The organism is Flavobacterium sp. KMS, assembly GCF_000813005.1.
Lineage (GTDB): Bacteria > Bacteroidota > Bacteroidia > Flavobacteriales > Flavobacteriaceae > Flavobacterium.
Genome location: NZ_JSYP01000014.1, coordinates 1 through 18726 on the forward strand (window position 1 = coordinate 1; position 18726 = coordinate 18726).

The following is an 18726-nucleotide window of genomic DNA, read 5'->3' on the forward strand; positions in this document are numbered from 1 at the left end:
GTAGTCCCGGGCAGACTCGAACTGCCGACCCCTACATTATCAGTGTAGTACTCTAACCAGCTGAGCTACGAGACTCTGTTTTACTTAATTGTATTATTTGAACTAACAGCAGAGTAATATAATCTTCAATTTAACCTATAGGTCAATTCGTCTTCTTTCCCTAACGTGCATTGCTGCTAACATATAGGGCTCTAGAAAGGAGGTGTTCCAGCCGCACCTTCCGGTACGGCTACCTTGTTACGACTTAGCCCTAGTTACCAGTTTTACCCTAGGCAGCTCCTTGCGGTCACCGACTTCAGGCACCCCCAGCTTCCATGGCTTGACGGGCGGTGTGTACAAGGCCCGGGAACGTATTCACCGGATCATGGCTGATATCCGATTACTAGCGATTCCAGCTTCACGGAGTCGAGTTGCAGACTCCGATCCGAACTGTGACCGGTTTTATAGATTCGCTCCTGGTCGCCCAGTGGCTGCTCTCTGTACCGGCCATTGTAGCACGTGTGTAGCCCAAGGCGTAAGGGCCGTGATGATTTGACGTCATCCCCACCTTCCTCACAGTTTGCACTGGCAGTCTTGTTAGAGTTCCCGACATGACTCGCTGGCAACTAACAACAGGGGTTGCGCTCGTTATAGGACTTAACCTGACACCTCACGGCACGAGCTGACGACAACCATGCAGCACCTTGTAAATTGTCTTGCGAAAGATCTGTTTCCAAATCGGTCAATCTACATTTAAGCCTTGGTAAGGTTCCTCGCGTATCATCGAATTAAACCACATGCTCCACCGCTTGTGCGGGCCCCCGTCAATTCCTTTGAGTTTCATTCTTGCGAACGTACTCCCCAGGTGGGATACTTATCACTTTCGCTTAGCCACTGAAATTGCTCCCAACAGCTAGTATCCATCGTTTACGGCGTGGACTACCAGGGTATCTAATCCTGTTCGCTACCCACGCTTTCGTCCATCAGCGTCAATCAATTAGTAGTAACCTGCCTTCGCAATTGGTATTCCATGTAATCTCTAAGCATTTCACCGCTACACTACATATTCTAGTTACTTCCTAATAATTCAAGTTTAACAGTATCAATGGCCGTTCCACCGTTGAGCGATGGGCTTTCACCACTGACTTATTAAACCGCCTACGGACCCTTTAAACCCAATGATTCCGGATAACGCTTGGATCCTCCGTATTACCGCGGCTGCTGGCACGGAGTTAGCCGATCCTTATTCTTACAGTACCGTCAAGGTTCTACACGTAGAACTGTTTCTTCCTGTACAAAAGCAGTTTACAATCCATAGGACCGTCATCCTGCACGCGGCATGGCTGGATCAGGCTTGCGCCCATTGTCCAATATTCCTCACTGCTGCCTCCCGTAGGAGTCTGGTCCGTGTCTCAGTACCAGTGTGGGGGATCTCCCTCTCAGGACCCCTACCCATCGTAGCCTTGGTAAGCCGTTACCTTACCAACTAGCTAATGGGACGCATGCTCATCTTTTACCGTTGTGACTTTAATAGTGGTTTCATGCGAAACTGCTATACTATGAGGTATTAATCCAAATTTCTCTGGGCTATCCCTCTGTAAAAGGTAGATTGCATACGCGTTACGCACCCGTGCGCCGGTCTCTAATTCCGAAGAATTATACCCCTCGACTTGCATGTGTTAAGCCTGCCGCTAGCGTTCATCCTGAGCCAGGATCAAACTCTTCATCGTATATTTTAATATTATATTGCGACTAATGATTCTATCGGTTTTATTCAAATTTTCCATCTCCCAGATTGTGTTTATAATACCATCCATTGGCTTGCTCTGTTAGAATACCCGACAATCCTTCATTAAATAAATCGGTAAATTGATATTGCTGTTCATCCAAGCCTGATGGTGCATGAGCTAAATTTCCTGCATCAATGGATTTAACAATATCATTCCATTCATGCCTTTGATAGTCGAACTCTATAGGAGGGATCTTTTTAGAAGAATAGGAACCATCCCCTTTTTTGATATAGCCGATTGAAGTTATGGATTTCAGAAATATAAAATCCTGCTCCGTTGCAAGGTCATATCCTATATTGAGGGATTTTACTAAACCCTCGTATTCATTGGAATTGGTAAAATGATGAAATAGTAATATCCTGTTGCATAACCTCGTCGTTCTAATTTCGAATCCTGATTTGTAATCTGAAAAAGCATCCAATCTGAAAGTCCAATCTTTTATTTTATTGAAAGGTGCGACATCATTATACTCTCCATAATCGAAAACTGTTGAAAACAAATAATCAGATTCACTTGGGAATGCATCACCAAATTTTTTGTAGGGTGTTTTATTACCATACAAAACTTTTTCTAGATAAAGATTGGTGTACGTAATTTTACCGTCTTTAAATCGATTTTTGTTATGCAATAAGGAATCATCAAAACCAATCTCATTTTCTTTCTTATAAATATATTGAGTGCAGTTTCCTTTATCATCAAATACAAATTCGGGAAACCATTCAAAAATTTTTGTCAGGTCTTTTGGATTTGAAATAATAGAATTATTAGTCCATCCAAAAAGAGTCGTAACGTTATCTCTTGAAATTACCCGCCATTTAATTCTTCCAGTTGCCTTTTCCGTCCAGCGTTCAATGCGAGCAAAAAGACCTTCAATTCTGGGTTTATAATTTCTTATAATAAATAGTCCGTCAGATGAGATTCTTTCGTGTATAATATAGTCTTCATTAACATCTAACTGAAAACTTCCATCCGGATCTTTTGTAAATTCAGGAACTAAATCCTCCGCACCCGAAAACAGAAAGGTATCCGAATCAATTAAATCAAGATATTGAGGCAGTCCTTTGTCTGTTTTACGCTTAATTGATCCTAAACTTAGCCCCCAACCTAATCCAAAAATACCATTACCAGTACCTGAATTATAAGAAAGACTTAATGAAGGTGATGTACCCCTTGCAGATGAAAACGGAAGTTGAGTTGAAAATGAAGACGTGCCATTTACAGCATTAACAGTAAACTTTTCATCAATTCCCTTTAAAGCGCCACCTCCTTTTGGTAAAGAAATTGATGGAACTTCTATTGCATTGGATTTAGTTTTTCCTCCATCAGTTTGGAGAAATTCATTGTTAGAGTTGTTTTTAGTCTGTTCTTTCATTTCTTATTATTTAATGCGTTGAGGCAAAAGCAAATGAGGGTAACTTTATCGACTTGTAGGTGAGATTACAACACTTTATACTTTACTAATGTGTTGTCTTGGCTGTTCAATTTATTGTCATTGATTCTTATGTAATTCTCTAATGACAAATAATACACTGATTATATGCTATTTATCTAATAAAAATGATAAAAATTACAAGGGTTAAATGGTTTAAAAAAAGTTCTTTAAGAAGATGTCTAAGTCCTGCTATTAAACTAAAAAAATTACCTTATTTAGATATATGTTTTTATTAACTCCGTAAAAATTTAATGGTTAGTTTCTGTATTAAAAACAAGTTCAACAAAGAAACAAACTATTGATAACTAAGTAATTACCAAATTTAAAAAAAGAAAATTATATACTATCACGTAAAAATACCTGTTTTAATATCTTCGTAGATTATGTTAATGAGCAGTTTAAAAAAGCAATTATCATCTTCTATTTTTCATTTTAAATGATGCCAAAAAGTCCTTCATGAGAGCTTTATTAAAGCATAAGTAATTGACAAATTAGCTCTTAAAACCAGCAACAGTATTGAGAGAAGTTCTGCTTAAAATTATAAACAGAATCAATGCTAGCTGTGAAGCGCTAAATATTTTTAATTTATATTAGAATAGTCGTTCTAATTATATAACTTTGCCACATTATGTCAAGAAATAAACAATTTAACCCAGTAGAAAAACTAGTAAAAGCTAGAGATCTTTTTTGGAAAAAAGGATATCATGTAACTTCTATACAGGATTTGGTAGATCAAATGCAAGTTAACAGAAGAAGTATGTATGACACTTATGGAGATAAACATGAGTTGTTTATTCAAAGTCTTGAAAGCTATGCAATCGAAACATATGGTGAATTTAATAGCATTGCTCAATTAGAAAAATCACCCAAAAAAGCCATAGAAGGCATTATATCAAAAGCAATTGAACGTTCGTTTGAAAAGGAGAAAATTTGTATGATTGTCAAGTCCTCATTTGAGCTGGCTCCGCTTGATCAAAGCATGAGAGATTTATTAAAACAACATACTCAAAAACTAATTATAATTTTTCAGAATCTTATTATAAAAGCACAGGAAGCTGGTGAGATTTCAACAGAAAAAAATGCATTAAAATCTGCTCAATTTATTGTTGGAAGCTTTGCAGGACTTTGGCAAATGCAGTCTTTATTTAATGATAGAATGATGGTCGAAGCAATGGCAGAACGTATTTTGGAAAGTTTAAAATGATATTTATATAATTAATAATCAAAGCATATAAGTTTATTTAATGGAGATAAAACAATCTCCATATTTTTTTGATTTAAAATAGAACGATCGTTCTAATAAGTGATATTTAAAAATAATAATAGTAATAATAATGGAAGAAAATAATAAAATAGTAGTTAGCTACATCTTAAAGCATCAACAAGACAAAAATCTCGATAGCATTTCAGAGATTTTGGAGGATAACAAATTCTGGCAAATTTTCCCTTCTCCTAATGTAGAAGTTTTGAGTTGGAATGTATTGGTTGGTCTTGGACATTTAATCACGCTCAGATTTGCTCCATCCCAATTACGAGAAGTAAATCTTGCCATCGAAAAGGGAGCTTGGGGTGCCTTTAATTCCGAAGCATATCTAACGTATGATTACTTGGAGGTATGGAAACAAAAAAGAGGATAATACAGTAATAAATCTTACTTAACAGCATTTTTAAAAATAATAATACTTTATATGGAATTAGGAATTAGCCTTTTTGGGGACTTACATGTTAACCCTACTACTGGCAAAATACAATCTGCGCAAGTGCGCTTACAAGAATTAATTGAAGAAATAAAACTTGCTGATGAAGTGGGTTTAGATCTTGCCGGAATTGGGGAACATCATCGAAAAGAATATGCCGTATCAAGTCCTGAGATTGTACTTGCAGCTGCAGCGACAGTAACAAAGAATATAAAATTAACTAGTTCTGTGACTGTTTTAAGCTCTTCGGATCCCGTTAAATTGTATCAGAATTTTGCATTGGTCGATTTGCTTTCTAATGGCAGAGCTGAATTGATGGCCGGCAGAGGAAGTTTTATAGAATCTTTTCCACTATTCGGTTATGATCTAAAAGATTATAACCTTTTGTATGAGGAAAAATTAGACTTGTTACTTCGAATCAATGCCGAAGAAAAGATTACTTGGAGGGGAGAATTCCGTCCAGATTTGCAAGATCAGCTGGTGCTTCCCAGAGCAGTTAATAATAACCTAAAAGTCTGGGTTGCTGCTGGAGGAACTCCCGCGTCTGTAGAACGTGCAGGTCGTTTGGGATTGCCATTAGTTTTTGCAATTGTGGCAGGAACTCCTTTAATTAATTTTAAACCCCTTTTTGAGTTTTATAAAGAAACTTATTTAGCGTATGGACATGATATGTCCAAATTTCAAGTGGGTATGTTTTCTCATTCGCTATTTGGTAATGATGCTAATGACATAGCAAAATATTACTTCCAATTATATGCTGCTCAAATGGATAGGATAGGAAAAACCAGAGGATGGTCGCCTTTTAGTCAAAACCAATTTGATTATGGAAGATCAAGAGAAGCTGCCCTTTTTGTAGGAGATGAAAACCAAGCTATCGATAAAATATTGTATTCACATGAACTATACGGAATGACTCGTTTTACAGCCCATATGGATGTAGGTGCGCCTTCTCATAGTCATATCATGAAATCTATTGAAATATTCGGGACAAAAATTGCTCCTAAAGTAAGAGCTGCATTAGCAAATAAATAATACGTAATTATAAAAAATGGAAACAATTAAAAGAGTTAATCTCTGGAATAACAATATGCCTACAAATAGTGGCTTAATCGGTGATGAAATTTTGCATCCTAATGAGGTTATTGAAATCAGTAATATTACACAAGCGGAGATTATTATCTATTCTCCCACCCCTTCCTTAAATACTGGAAGGGCAATTATTATTTGTCCCGGTGGCGCTTATGCTGGTTTAGCAATTACGCCTCAAGGATATGATTTTGCAGAATGGTTATCCTCAATTGGTATTATGGCAATCGTATTAAAGTATAGAATGCCAAACGCAAACAAAGAAATTCCTCTAGATGATGTCAAGGAAGCAATACGTTATGTACGTAGAAATTCAAAAACATTAAATTTAGATGATAATAAAATAGGTATAGCTGGGTTTTCTGCCGGAGGACATCTTGCAGCATTAGTCTCTACCTTATCCTCTAAAGATGGTATGGAATACCGCCCAGACTTCTCTATTTTGTTTTATCCGGTTATTACCATGAATAGTAATACACAAATAAATACTAGAGAAAATCTTTTAGGAAATCAACCATCAATAGAGGATATCGAAGCATTTTCTTGTGAAAACCAAGTGTCTGTAAATACCCCGCGTACATTGATATTGACAAGTAATGATGATACCATTGTTTCTCCCATTAATAGCATAATGTATTATGAAGCACTTAGAAACAATGGGATAGATTCAAGTTTATTTATATTTCCTCAGGGAGATCATGGTTGGGGAATTAAAGGAGTTAATATGTTTGGAAACAAATTTCAATACATAGAACAGGCAAAGGATTTAATAACAAATTGGATTATGAATCTGACAGAAGCAAAATAATTTGAAGCCAATAGAATTTTGTAAAAGATTCCCGTTTTTTTAGTTGTGCATCTATCAAGTGTTAAGATATTTTCAAAATAAATTTCAAAACCAAAAAAACTCCAAAATCAAATGACTTTGGAGTTTGTTTTTTTATATATTCTTTACAAATCATTTTCCAAAAATGGTTTTCCCTTCTTTAATGGTTTCAACTACGTTGATACCTTTTATATCCATAGCGGCTACTTTAATAGGATTTTTATCCAGAACCACAAGATCTGCCAGTTTTCCAACTTTAAGAGAACCTTTATTATTTTCTTCAAAATATTGATATGCCGCATTAGTTGTAATAGCTTGCAAAGCCTGGTAAGGAGAAATTCTTTGGTCAGCTCCTATAACAACTCCATCTCTGGAAATACGATTTACCGCAGACCAAATAACAAACATCTGATTTATTGGCACCACATTAAAATCAGTATGATTTGTTGGACGAAGTCCTTTATCAAGTGCAGTTTTAAAAGGACTTATAAAAAATGCCTGATCCTTACCTCTGTTCTTAATATGTGTATCAGCAAAAAAGTATGTATGTTCAGTATAAAATGACGGGATTAATTTGTACTCAACAAATTTATCTAATTGATCTTCTCGGGCAAATTGAGCATGGACAATAATTGTTCTTCGCTCTTTTGTTGGATTTCCAGCCGAAGCAAATTCATGAGCTTTAATACACATATCAATTGCCGCATCTCCATTGGCATGAAATCCTGATTGCAAACCTGCATCATAAATACGTTTTAATAGTTTATTACCTTCATCCTGATTAAATGAGGGTTGTCCACACCAATTTGTCTCTCCTCCCGGACCTCCTGTTAAATATGGAGTTGTAAAATATGCTGTTCTCCCTTGTGGCGAACCATCAATCGTAATTTTTATACCACCTAATTTAAAATGGTTATTATATTTCCCAAAGACTTTAGGCGGATACACTTTAAATAAAGTATCCATTTCTGTAAACAACGGATATGAAATAACATCAATAAACAATTTACCTTCTTTGGCACCTCGATCTAACATTGTAACCTCGCCCATATGTGTGGCTCCTTCTTGTGCAGTTGTTATTCCCGCGGCTGCATAAAACATTTGTCCTTCTTTTAATTGAGAAAGCTGTGTTTCTATAGATGGTTTTGGCATTGCCGCAAAAATAGGGAGATATGACATTTCCATAATCAGCCCATAAGGCTCATTTGTACCTGGTTTTCTAACGATTATACCTCCAGGAACAGTTGGCGTTTTGTCATTTATATTATATATAGCCATCGATTTAGAATTCAATACTACACCATGCATAGAAACATGAATTACCATCACTGGGTTATTTGGAAATGCATTATCTAGATCATCTCTATTCAATAATCTTCCGTTAGGCATAGCATTATCATCATAACCATAACCAATTATTGTTTCACCATCAGGGATTTTTTTATCCTCTTTCAGTTTTTTTAGTGCCTTAATAATCCCTTCCACACTATTTGCTTCTCCTGCAGGAGCTGGTTGACAATTAGCTTGGGAATTCATGGCCAGAGAGCTCATAAAATGACTGTGCGGATCAATAAATCCAGGCAATAATGTTTTACCTTTCAAATCTCTCATTTCAGTATTGCTTCCTTTTAATTTTTCAGCTTCAACTTTAGAACCAACAAATAAAATCTTCCCACTTTTTACAGCGATTGCTTCTACGTATTGAGCCTGATCTCCTTCCATTGTGATTATATCACCGCCAAAATAAATAAGGTCTGCTGGATTTTCAACTTCTTTTTTACAACTTATTAAAGTCGTGATTAACAGTAATACTAATATTATTTCTTTTTTCATTTTAAAGTATTTTACATTACTACACATAAGTAAATTAAAATAATTAAAACCAAAGTTGTACGCGTAGTTTTACGTGTTTTGTAAAATGTTCCTTATAAATTTTTAAATTCCATTTAATTTAATGGATTGCAAAAATCCAGAATATTTATTACTTAAAAAAAGAAACCACAATGTCTTCTTTTACCTTTTTTTGCTCTTTTTTAACCACTAAATAAATTAAATAAGTAATAAAAGCTGTAGCAAATGCAAGTATATAATTAAACATCCAATTTGTATTGTAATCGTAATTTTGAATAATTGTCAAACCTGTTTTAGAGCTAAATACATGTGCAAAACCATAACTCATTTGAAAAGTTGACATAAATATCCCTTCTAGGTTTTTATGGCTTCTATTCATGACAAAACCACTGGCAAAAGCAAAAGTTAGCATGTTTCCAAAAGACATTAAAAACATAAAGATCCAAAATACCCATGCCTGATGTACTAAGAACAACATGAGATATGAAGTTCCTATTAATAGTAATCCTATCATTATAGCAACCAGATCAGTGATTTTATTCTTTTGAACAAAATTTACCACCACCATTTCAAATAAGACAAATATAACTCCGCTAAAACCAAGGAACATTCCGCTATCAAATTCTGTTAAATGATATGCTTCTTTATGATAAATGGGTACGATAGAAAAAACCTGAAAATAAAGATATCCTGTTACTAAAGCAATTATCCAATTCATTACAAAAGGAAAATCTTTTAGCGGTGCAAATTTATCCTGATTTACAGTATTCATTTCTAGTTTATATAATAGCTTCTTTTCTTTTACAAAAAAGACAAAAATTACTATAGAAATAATAGAAGTTAAACCATCTACAATAAACAAGGTATTATACTCTGAATTTATAATTAGTAGTCCTCCTAAAACAGGACCAACGACAAGACCAACATTGGTTGCCATTCTTAATAATGATAAGGCACGCAGTCGTGAATCGTTATTTACATAACTATTTAGACTTACCATCATTGCAGGCCTGTACATATCTGCTATTGCCGTTAAAAGAAAAATGGAAAGACATAATAGTTCAAAAGTTTTTACAAATTGTAGTGAAAGAAGGATTATTCCACTAGAAAACAAACTAAAAACCATGACCTTGTACGCCCCAAAAATATCAGATAATTTTCCACTGAAGAAAGTTCCGAATAAAGATCCTATTCCAAAACAAACCATAACCCAACCTATTTCTGAGTAACTTAAGTTTAATTCGTCTTTAAAATATTTAGATAAAAAAGGAACTACTACAGCTCCTATTCTATTTACCAGAGTAATTAGGGCTAGAATCCATATTTCTCTTGGGAAATTTTTAAAATTCCCTAAATAACGGTTAAGCATTTTCAAAAATATTTAGTTGGGGCATATATTTTTTTGAGTACTTTAAAGAAGTACTAATTTCCAAAGAACCTACCAAAGAAACTTTTTTTAGTTTCTTCAATTTCCTCAGTAGATGACTCTAATTTAATTTGTTCATTTAAATCATCCATCATCAATTTTGTAATCAATTCTACATAATCAAGATTATGATCTTCAAGATAACCAGTTAAGTATTTTTCACTTGCCTCAATACCGCTTACTTGTTCGATTTTAGATAGTTTTTTATACAAATCTTCGATTTTTTCTACTACTCCAGCCGAAATAGCTTTACGGCGAGCAATATATTTCGTGATTTTTGCATCTTCATTTACTATATAATCAAAATCAGTAATTACCCAGTAATATTCTCCAGATTTGGCTAAATTTTTAATGATACCGTGAAACTTTCTTCCCATCTTAATATTATCCCATAAGACTTTAAAAATCACTTTAGGCATATCGGGATGACGGATAATATTATGTGGCTGACCTACTAATTCAGATTCATCATATCCTGAAACTTTAGAAAAAGTGTCGTTTACGTACTCTAAAGTTCCGTACAAGTCTGCCTTACTTACAATAGTTTTGGTAGTATCCCACTTAACTTCTTTATCAATTGGGGTTGGACATATTTTATCCATAAAATTTCAATTTATTTGGGTTTTAGTAAATAACTCATTAAATATGAGTTCGTTGTATTTAGTAGATTTTTTTTACTCTTTTAGAACGATCAGCAATATAAGATATTAACCATGCTATTTGTCCTTCTTTTGCAAAATACAATTTTTTATTGTTAATATCAGGAAAGGCTTCCAGACTAACCAATAAGATATTACTACCTGAAATTAAGTATTTTTGCGAGTATGTTTCTAGTACTTTTTTGACTTCAATATCTGTTTTTGCCAGATCCTCAAATTTTTTGAAATTGTTTTTTAAGATAGCATCATAGTTTATAACATCTTCTAGCTTAAACTGATTGTATGTTTCTTTAGTAGCACCTTTATATAAAGTATAAAATGCCCAAACAGCTCCACCAGACAAATAGACTTTATCTTTATCTAAGGCCTGAGGACTAGACTTGTACATCGCATTTACCTGCTCTCTTAAGATTGGCAAGAAGCTGAATGATTTAGAGTTGAATTCATCAATATCTTGACTACGAGCTATTTTTTTTACACTTTCTGTAAGAGTTACACTTCCGTAATTAAGGGATAATGGGAAAAATACAAAAGTGTTATTGTTACTAACATCTACATAACCACCTTTAGTATTACCTCCACCTATGTCTAGTATTATAGAATTTTTATAATCAACAGGAGGAATACAACCTTTTAGAAGCATTTTCCCTTCCATTTGTACTTCAATATACTCAAGATCTTTACCTGTGGCAGCTTTTACTTTATCGGTAAGAATTTGAGTGTTTTGAGCCATAGCCACTCCAGAAGAACCTACTATAAAAATGTTTTCATCAGGGACTTTCATAGTCGTCTTCATTTTGTTGTAGTTAGCTGTAATAACTGCAATAGCTCTATCAATATCAACTAGTGCCATATTTCCATCTATAGAAATACCTTTTGCTATAGCTACATTTTCTGTCCAAAATGATTTGACAGTGAAGTCTCCTCTTTTAATGTTGTAAACATCAATAACTGACATTTTAATTCCTTTACTTCCAATTTCAATTCCAGCAAAAATATTTTCTTGTGAAAAAAGTATTGGTGTAATAAAAAATAAAAGAAATAGTGTAAAATACAATTTTAGATTTTTCATAGGTTAAGTTTTATTTGTCTCGGGTTGACATTTAAAATCCCGTAATTTATTATAGTGATTTAGTAATGCAGAAATATCATATCTTTTGAGAATGAAAAAGAAAGATTTTTAAATTAGTTGTAAAGCAAATTTTAGGATGTCACTTTCATCGCAATTGCTAGTGTTTTTGGGCTGCGAAGCTACAAAAAAAAATCAGGATACCTCAATTTTTAAAGAATAAAATGTAAGATTTCATCTGAATATTTCTTTAATTATTTAGTATATAATTCGTTAGTGATTTTTTTTAATGTTAGATAAATATAATTTACCTCTTGATGTGATTTACAGTTTAATACAATTTCAGCATTACATTAATCATAAGAATTTAACTATATTCCAAGCCGTTCTTAAATTAATAAAACAAAGATGTGAATTGTAAGTAATTTTACTATGTTTTTTATGTGTTTAATGTACTCAGCCTTTCAGTTATTAGATTAATAACTATTTAGAAGAATAAAAAAGGTTTTGTAGTATTTGAAGCAGAAAAAAATTAAATTTGCTTCTTAAATTTTTATAGATGTCAGATTTTTTAAAATTATTCGGAGAAAATATATCTAGGGAAATGCCCGGATTTGTAGCTTTGAGTGTTATTGATGTGAAAAGTGGAAATCTATATTATTCAAAAAAAATTAATGATAGCTTTAATATAGAAGTAGCATCAAAATTTGCATTAGAAATGATTCGAGCTCAGTTAAATGCTAATGATTTTCTAAAACTGAATCAAAGCATAGACGATATTACTATAACATTAACGAATCAGTATCAGTTTTTAAAAATTTCGAAAAATAATAGTTACTTTATTTACTTAATTGCCGATTCTTCAAAAGCAAATTTAACTTTTACAAAAGCCATTCTGAATAAACAAATATCAGAGATTTCTAGTATGTTTCATGCTGAATAAAAAACTAATTATATATGTTCAAAACATACTTACTTACCCGATAAGTTACTATACTGTTATTTCTCAATGGCGGTCTAATAACATGAATTATGTAAAAGAAAATGGCACGCGATTGACTATTAGTTTTACGCAAGCATTTTAAAAATACTTTCATATTTAGTAACATACATAAAAAAGCCTTTAGAATTAACTAAAGGCTTTTCTTTTATTACTTTTTGCTTGTCATTAGCTCTTTTATGTATTTTACTGGAGCACTACCATAGCTTAGGAATTTTTCATGAAACTCTTTTAAATTAAACTTCGTTCCTTGTTCTTTTTTTAATGCTTCTCTAAAATCATAAATCTCAGTATATCCTGTAAAATAAGAACACAGCTGAACTTGAGATAATGTTACACGTTTCCATTTTCCATCAGCTTCCGCTTGTTGTTGGAAAGCTTCTTTAGTAAGTAAAGCTATTGCAGCTTCTTTACTCATATCTTTGGTATGAACACTATAATCTAATATTGTATTACAAGTTGTTCTTAGATTCCATTTGTAATACATCAACCACATTTCATCTGAGTTTTTGTACCCGCTTTCAAGCATCATTCTTTCAGTATAAACCGCCCAACCTTCGACCATTGCTCCATTTCCTAAAATAGATTTTATGATACTTGGTGATTGATTACTATAAACTAATTGTGTGTAGTGTCCCGGAATTGCTTCGTGAATGTTAAGAATCTGCAAGATATAATCATTGTATTCTCTTAAATAGCTTTCAGCATTTTCGGCTGTCCAACCTACCATGCTACCAACATTATAATACGTATTTGCATTTTTATCATAAGGTCCAGGCGCAGATATTGAAGCTCCTGCAACACCAGCCATATAAGCAGGTTCTTTTCTTACTACAAGCGGTTTTGATGGATCTATATAAAGTAAATCTTTTGCCTTAACGTAAGCAACAAGCTCAGGGATTTGCTTTTCTATTTCTGATTGAAATTTCTCTGGAGTTGTATGCTGTAATGAAATCTTATCGATTACTTGCTTAATTAATTCCAGTTTATCTGTTGGTTTTACAGCTGTTCCGTTATATTTTGACCATAGTTTATTAGCTAGAACAAACATTTTATCATGTAGATCATTCTTATGGTTTACTGCAATTTTAAAAATTTCATCGGCAGTATATCCTGACTCAATATCAAAATTAAATTTCTTAGCATATAACTCAGATCCTAATCTAAAAGAACGAGGGGTTTTATTATCTAATTTTTTCAACCAATCAGCATAAGCTGTAATTGCTTTTACTGATGCATCTGCTTTATTAATAATAACTTTTTTCTCTTCAGGAGATAATTTACTTTTGCTTAAAGCGGCAACTAAATCTTCTTTAAAAACCGAAGTTCCTCCTAGATTTTGATCTATTGCAAGTGATGTATGTTCTTGAGTTGGGTTTTTAATATTCAATTTTGCAGCTTCATAATAAGCAGGAATTGCATTCATCTTCAAATTAAAATTATGCAATCTTACATCTAATGAATCATATTTTCCGTTTAATATTTCTGCGAAAGCACCACAAACATTATACTCAGATGGATCCCATTGTCCAGACTTAAGCTCATTTATGCTAAAAAGTGTTCCTTCTAGCTGATTTTTAATCATATAAAAATCAGTTTTATTATTATCAGAAAGGCTTTCTAAAGAATATTGTTTTAATGAATCTAATTGAGAATTAGCAAAATCCAATTGTTTCTTTTGATTTTCGGCATTTGGTATAACCAAAACGCTATCTAATTTATGATATCCTTGGCTTGCAGCCCAATCAGGATTCAGTTTCCATAAGTCGGTAATAAAACCATCCTTATATTTCTCAAATTTTTCGTTTGAAGCTTTATCGTCACCTGTTTTAGCATTTTTATTACAGGAAACTAGTAGAGCTACAATAACAATAGGAATAAAAAGTTTTTTCATATATATAATGTATTAAACCGCTAAAGATAAAAAATGATCTTTATGCTGGGCTATATTTTATTTAATCTGTGGCGAAAAATTTAACTGCAAAGTTCGCAAGGATTTACGCAAAGAGCACTAAGTTTTTAATCTCTTTAAATCTTTAAATCTGTGGCAAAAGAAGTTAAGGAAAAGTTCGCAATCCCGAAGCGACGGGATACGCAAAGAACGCTAAGGTTCATAATCCCGATCGCGAAACGTCGAAACGGGATGTGTAAAGTTTAGAAAACCTTTGAGGCTTTTTTCATTGAACCGTTAAATCTTTAGACGCACTGCGGTGCGTCTAAAGATAAACCTTTGCTTCTTAAAACCTTAGTCCCTCAGAACCTTCTAGTAAGCTAACAAATCCAAAAGTTCTTTCTCAAATCGACCTTTCGGCAAATACTGATCTTCTAGTGCTTTTGTAAACGGAATAGGAGAATCTAAACTCGCCACACGTTTTACAGGAGCATCTAGATAACGGAAACAATTTTCCATAATTAATGCTGAGATATCACTTGCAATACCACCAAAAAGAGAATCCTCCTGATAAATTATTACGCGTCCTGTTTTCTTAACCGATTCATAAATTGCTTCGGTATCCAACGGTTGTAATGTTCTTAAATCTAATAAATCAGCTGAGATTTCAGGATTTTTAGCCAGCGTTTCCAGAGCCCAATGAACAGGAGCTCCAAAAGCAATGATAGTAACAGCTGTACCTTCTTTTAATAAAGCTGCTTTTCCTAACGGAATTGTATAATAATCTGTTGGAACATCTTGGTAAACGCTTCTATATAATTGTTTATGCTCAAAGAACAAAACTGGATTTGGATCATTGATAGACTCATTTAACAGCCCTTTGGCATCATAAGGAAAAGCTGGGTAAACAACTTTTAAACCAGGAGTTTTTGTAAACCAGGCTTCATTGGTTTGCGAATGGAAAGGTCCTGCTTGAGTTCCGCCTCCACAAGGCATACGAACTACAACATCCGCTTTTTCTAACCAACGGTAATGTGATTTTGCCAATAAATTTACAATTGGATTAAATCCTGTAGAAACAAAATCGGCAAATTGCATTTCGACAATCGCTTTGTAACCATTTATAGAAAGTCCCATTCCGGCAGAAACCACAGCGCTTTCGCAAATTGGCGTATTCCGTACACGTTCTTTTCCAAATAAATCTACAAAACCATCCGTAATTTTAAAAGCACCACCATATTCGGCAATGTCTTGTCCCATTATAACCGAATTAGGATGTAATTGCATCGATTGTTTTAAAGCTGAAGAAATAGCATCAATAAAACGGATGTTTTTTTCTTCAGGATCTGGCGTGATTTCTTTATAGCTATATGGCGCATAAACATCATTTAACTCTTCTTCATATGAAGCCTCGATTTCAAATTCTACATTGGCAATAACCAAACTTTCTTCAATGTCCGTTTTAATATCTGCATGTAATTTCTCATCGTATTCAGGCGTTAATACCCCGATTTCTGTCAGGTAGTTCTTGTAATTATTTACAGGATCTTTTACCGCCCACATATCCATTAAGTCTTGCGGAACATATTTAGTACCACTCGCCTCTTCATGACCACGCATTCTAAATGTTTTAAATTCTAATAAAACAGGACGTGGATTCTCAATCATCGAAAGTTTTAATTCTGATAAAAGATTATAAACCTCCAGAATATTATTCCCATCTATAATATGGCTTTCTATACCATAACCAACGCCTTTATCAGCAAGGTTTTCGCAACGATATTGCTCATTTGTAGGAGTCGAAAGTCCGTAACCATTATTCTCGATAATAAACATTACAGGTAATTCCCAAACAGCAGCAATATTTAGTGCTTCATGAAAATCTCCTTCGCTCGTTGCTCCTTCACCAGTAAAAACAGCAGTTACCTTATTATTCTTTTTTAATTTATTAGCCAAAGCGATTCCGTCGGCAACCCCTAATTGTGGTCCTAAATGCGAAATCATTCCGATAATCTTATATTGTTGTGTTCCGAAGTGGAAACTTCTGTCACGACCTTTGGTAAAACCATTTGCTTTTCCTTGCCATTGCGAAAAAAGACGGTATAATGGAATGTCTCTTCCTGTAAAAACACCTAAATTACGGTGCATTGGCAAAATGTATTCATCGGAATCTAAAGCGGCAGTAACTCCTACCGAAATTGCTTCTTGCCCTATTCCAGAAAACCATTTAGAAACTTTTCCCTGGCGGATTAAGATGAGCATCTTCTCCTCTATCAATCTTGGTTTTAAAATTCTCTTGTATAAATCTAATAGTTGGTCGTTGGTCAGTTTTTTTCTGTCAAAAATCATTTTTTGGTTTATTATTTAGTCAATGAATGTTGTAAAAATATAACAATTAAGCTATATTTTGTTATATAATTGTAAATTATTAGCATTTGTTGAAATAAAAATAACAAATTAGTTTTACATTTGCTCAAGATATGGTTTTTAAACCAATCAAGTTATCAATAAATATGTAAAGTATGCAAAACATTCCTAGTGTAGACTTACGTGATTTCCTTTCGGACAGCCCGGAACGTAAACAAAAATTTGTAAATGAAATCGGAAATGCATTTGAAAACATTGGCTTCGTTGCCCTAAAAGGTCATTTTTTAGATGATCAGTTAGTTGACGAACTTTATGGCGAAATTAGAAAATTTTTCGCATTGCCAATAGAATCTAAACATAATTATGAAATTCCAGGTATTGGAGGTCAGAGAGGTTATGTTTCTTTTGGTACAGAACACGCCAAAGGAAGAAAAGAAGGTGACTTAAAAGAATTCTGGCATTTTGGTCAGTATGTGAGTGAAGACTCAAAGTATGCCTCAGAATACCCAGAAAATGTTGAAGTAACAGAACTACCTAAATTTAATGCAGTTGGTAAAGAAGCGTACCAAATGCTTGAAAAAACTGGAGTTTATGTTTTAAGAGCTTTAGCATTACACCTTGGATTAGATGAATTTTACTTTGACAAATATGCCAAAGACGGAAATTCTATCCTACGTCCTATTCACTACCCACCAATTACATCTGAACCTAAAGATGCAATTCGTGCTGCTGCTCACGGTGATATTAACCTTATTACCTTATTAATGGGAGCGCAAGGAAAAGGATTACAAGTTCAGAATCATGATGGAGAATGGATTGATGCCATTGCCGAAGATGATCAATTGGTAATTAATGTTGGAGACATGCTTTCTCGTCATACCAACAACAGACTAAAATCGACTATTCACCAAGTAGTTAACCCTCCAAGAGAATTATGGGGAACATCTCGTTTCTCAGTTCCGTTTTTTATGCACCCTGTAAGCGATATGCGTTTGGATTGTTTAGAAAACTGTATTGATGACGAGAATCCTAAAAAATTCGAGGATATTACTGCTGGAGAATATTTATACGAACGTTTGGTAGATTTGGGTTTAATCAAAAAATAATCTTTAAATTTACCTAATAATAAAAAGACATTGAGTTTATACTTAATGTCTTTTTAATTTTAAAATAAATTACAAATGGACTTACAAGACCAACTAAAAAATCTTTTCCCGGATCACGAAGTATCTCCCGACGAAATTGTGGTTCCAGAAGATCATACGCTTTTTATTCAAAAAGAGCCTATGATTTGTAAATACGAAAAACGAAAAGGAAAAGCCACAACCATAATCGAAGGATACGAAGGAACCGATGAAGATTTTAAAATCCTAGCCAAAGAAATTAAAACCAAATTAAGCGTTGGCGGTACTTTTAAAGACGATTCTATTATTATACAAGGTGATTACCGAGATAAAATAATGGAAATACTAAAAGCTAAAGGATTTAAAGTAAAACGTGTAGGAGGCTAGAGTTTAGTCCCCGTGATCAGTTTCAGTTTTCAGTTACATAACTTTGACCGCAAAATTTTTCTTTGCGAACCTTGCGTTTATGAAAATCTAGATATGAAACCTTTGCACCCTTTGCGGTTAAATCACAAAAAAAGACATTCAG

At 33.7% G+C, this 18726-nt stretch carries 14 protein-coding genes, 1 tRNA gene and 1 rRNA gene; 7 read left to right on the top strand and 9 right to left on the bottom strand.

The annotated features are described in order from the left end of the window. Position 1 precedes the first annotated feature (1 nt). The 3 genes from OA93_RS14585 to OA93_RS14595 all read right to left on the bottom strand — a co-directional run bounded on the left by OA93_RS14585 (position 2) and on the right by OA93_RS14595 (position 3141). Positions 2 to 75: transfer RNA gene (locus tag OA93_RS14585), tRNA-Ile, on the bottom strand. A gap of 120 nt (positions 76 to 195) precedes the next feature. Next, positions 196 to 1709, bottom strand: a 16S ribosomal RNA gene (locus OA93_RS14590). A gap of 40 nt (positions 1710 to 1749) precedes the next feature. Further along, positions 1750 to 3141, bottom strand: coding sequence for a SpvB/TcaC N-terminal domain-containing protein (locus OA93_RS14595; RefSeq protein WP_039114124.1), 1392 nt, complete (start codon positions 3139 to 3141; stop codon positions 1750 to 1752). A 688-nt stretch (positions 3142 to 3829) separates the two neighbouring features. Here OA93_RS14595 and OA93_RS14600 point away from each other — a divergent pair. From OA93_RS14600 to OA93_RS14615, 4 genes are all read left to right on the top strand, one after another. Next, positions 3830 to 4405: a TetR/AcrR family transcriptional regulator gene (locus OA93_RS14600; RefSeq protein ID WP_039114125.1), complete on the top strand. Its 576-nt coding sequence runs from the start codon at positions 3830 to 3832 to the stop codon at positions 4403 to 4405. A 130-nt stretch (positions 4406 to 4535) separates the two neighbouring features. Then, positions 4536 to 4838, top strand: coding sequence for a hypothetical protein (locus tag OA93_RS14605; RefSeq protein ID WP_052259462.1), 303 nt, complete (start codon positions 4536 to 4538; stop codon positions 4836 to 4838). Positions 4839 to 4889: 51 nt separating this feature from the next. Next, a complete protein-coding gene (locus OA93_RS14610; RefSeq protein ID WP_039114126.1) occupies positions 4890 to 5930 on the top strand; it encodes an LLM class flavin-dependent oxidoreductase in 1041 nt (346 codons plus the stop codon). Positions 5931 to 5946: 16 nt separating this feature from the next. After that, positions 5947 to 6792, top strand: coding sequence for an alpha/beta hydrolase (locus OA93_RS14615; protein ID WP_039114127.1), 846 nt, complete (start codon positions 5947 to 5949; stop codon positions 6790 to 6792). Positions 6793 to 6942: 150 nt separating this feature from the next. Here the strand turns inward: OA93_RS14615 and OA93_RS14620 are convergent, their stop codons facing one another. From OA93_RS14620 to OA93_RS14635, 4 genes are all read right to left on the bottom strand, one after another. Next, positions 6943 to 8643, bottom strand: a complete 1701-nt coding sequence (locus OA93_RS14620; RefSeq protein ID WP_205625782.1) for an amidohydrolase — start codon at positions 8641 to 8643, stop codon at positions 6943 to 6945. A gap of 148 nt (positions 8644 to 8791) precedes the next feature. Continuing rightward, on the bottom strand, positions 8792 to 10030 hold the full coding sequence (locus OA93_RS14625) for an MFS transporter (protein ID WP_039114128.1): 1239 nt from the start codon (positions 10028 to 10030) through the stop codon (positions 8792 to 8794). Between the two features lie 53 nt (positions 10031 to 10083). After that, a complete protein-coding gene (locus OA93_RS14630; protein WP_039114129.1) occupies positions 10084 to 10689 on the bottom strand; it encodes a PAS domain-containing protein in 606 nt (201 codons plus the stop codon). A gap of 58 nt (positions 10690 to 10747) precedes the next feature. Beyond that, complete coding sequence (locus OA93_RS14635; RefSeq protein ID WP_039114130.1) at positions 10748 to 11818, bottom strand: exopolyphosphatase; 1071 nt, start codon at positions 11816 to 11818, stop codon at positions 10748 to 10750. 556 nt (positions 11819 to 12374) lie between these two features. Here OA93_RS14635 and OA93_RS14640 point away from each other — a divergent pair. Further along, entirely contained in the window at positions 12375 to 12758 is a 384-nt protein-coding gene (locus OA93_RS14640) for a hypothetical protein (RefSeq protein ID WP_039114132.1), read from the top strand. A gap of 208 nt (positions 12759 to 12966) precedes the next feature. Here OA93_RS14640 and OA93_RS14645 read toward each other — a convergent pair whose 3' ends face one another. Further along, a complete protein-coding gene (locus OA93_RS14645; RefSeq protein WP_039114133.1) occupies positions 12967 to 14709 on the bottom strand; it encodes a DUF885 domain-containing protein in 1743 nt (580 codons plus the stop codon). Between the two features lie 369 nt (positions 14710 to 15078). After that, positions 15079 to 17055, bottom strand: coding sequence for a dehydrogenase E1 component subunit alpha/beta (locus tag OA93_RS14650; RefSeq protein WP_039114134.1), 1977 nt, complete (start codon positions 17053 to 17055; stop codon positions 15079 to 15081). A 173-nt stretch (positions 17056 to 17228) separates the two neighbouring features. On the opposite strand from OA93_RS14650, the gene OA93_RS14655 reads away from it, so the two are divergent. Together OA93_RS14655 and OA93_RS14660 are read left to right on the top strand one after the other, a co-directional pair. Further along, positions 17229 to 18179 (top strand): 2-oxoglutarate and iron-dependent oxygenase domain-containing protein, encoded by a 951-nt coding sequence (locus tag OA93_RS14655; RefSeq protein ID WP_039114136.1) that lies wholly within the window; start codon positions 17229 to 17231, stop codon positions 18177 to 18179. Positions 18180 to 18254: 75 nt separating this feature from the next. After that, complete coding sequence (locus OA93_RS14660) at positions 18255 to 18584, top strand: translation initiation factor (RefSeq protein WP_039114137.1); 330 nt, start codon at positions 18255 to 18257, stop codon at positions 18582 to 18584. The last annotated feature ends 142 nt before the right edge of the window (positions 18585 to 18726 follow it).

What these genes read in the sequence shown, in the direction of transcription:
- OA93_RS14595 (WP_039114124.1), bottom strand. Translation starts at nt 3,141, where the DNA reads ATGAAAGAACAGACTAAAAACAACTCTAACAATGAATTTCTCCAAACT.
- OA93_RS14600 (WP_039114125.1), top strand. Translation starts at nt 3,830, where the DNA reads ATGTCAAGAAATAAACAATTTAACCCAGTAGAAAAACTAGTAAAAGCT.
- OA93_RS14605 (WP_052259462.1), top strand. Translation starts at nt 4,536, where the DNA reads ATGGAAGAAAATAATAAAATAGTAGTTAGCTACATCTTAAAGCATCAA.
- OA93_RS14610 (WP_039114126.1), top strand. Translation starts at nt 4,890, where the DNA reads ATGGAATTAGGAATTAGCCTTTTTGGGGACTTACATGTTAACCCTACT.
- OA93_RS14615 (WP_039114127.1), top strand. Translation starts at nt 5,947, where the DNA reads ATGGAAACAATTAAAAGAGTTAATCTCTGGAATAACAATATGCCTACA.
- OA93_RS14620 (WP_205625782.1), bottom strand. Translation starts at nt 8,643, where the DNA reads ATGAAAAAAGAAATAATATTAGTATTACTGTTAATCACGACTTTAATA.
- OA93_RS14625 (WP_039114128.1), bottom strand. Translation starts at nt 10,030, where the DNA reads ATGCTTAACCGTTATTTAGGGAATTTTAAAAATTTCCCAAGAGAAATA.
- OA93_RS14630 (WP_039114129.1), bottom strand. Translation starts at nt 10,689, where the DNA reads ATGGATAAAATATGTCCAACCCCAATTGATAAAGAAGTTAAGTGGGAT.
- OA93_RS14635 (WP_039114130.1), bottom strand. Translation starts at nt 11,818, where the DNA reads ATGAAAAATCTAAAATTGTATTTTACACTATTTCTTTTATTTTTTATT.
- OA93_RS14640 (WP_039114132.1), top strand. Translation starts at nt 12,375, where the DNA reads ATGTCAGATTTTTTAAAATTATTCGGAGAAAATATATCTAGGGAAATG.
- OA93_RS14645 (WP_039114133.1), bottom strand. Translation starts at nt 14,709, where the DNA reads ATGAAAAAACTTTTTATTCCTATTGTTATTGTAGCTCTACTAGTTTCC.
- OA93_RS14650 (WP_039114134.1), bottom strand. Translation starts at nt 17,055, where the DNA reads ATGATTTTTGACAGAAAAAAACTGACCAACGACCAACTATTAGATTTA.
- OA93_RS14655 (WP_039114136.1), top strand. Translation starts at nt 17,229, where the DNA reads ATGCAAAACATTCCTAGTGTAGACTTACGTGATTTCCTTTCGGACAGC.
- OA93_RS14660 (WP_039114137.1), top strand. Translation starts at nt 18,255, where the DNA reads ATGGACTTACAAGACCAACTAAAAAATCTTTTCCCGGATCACGAAGTA.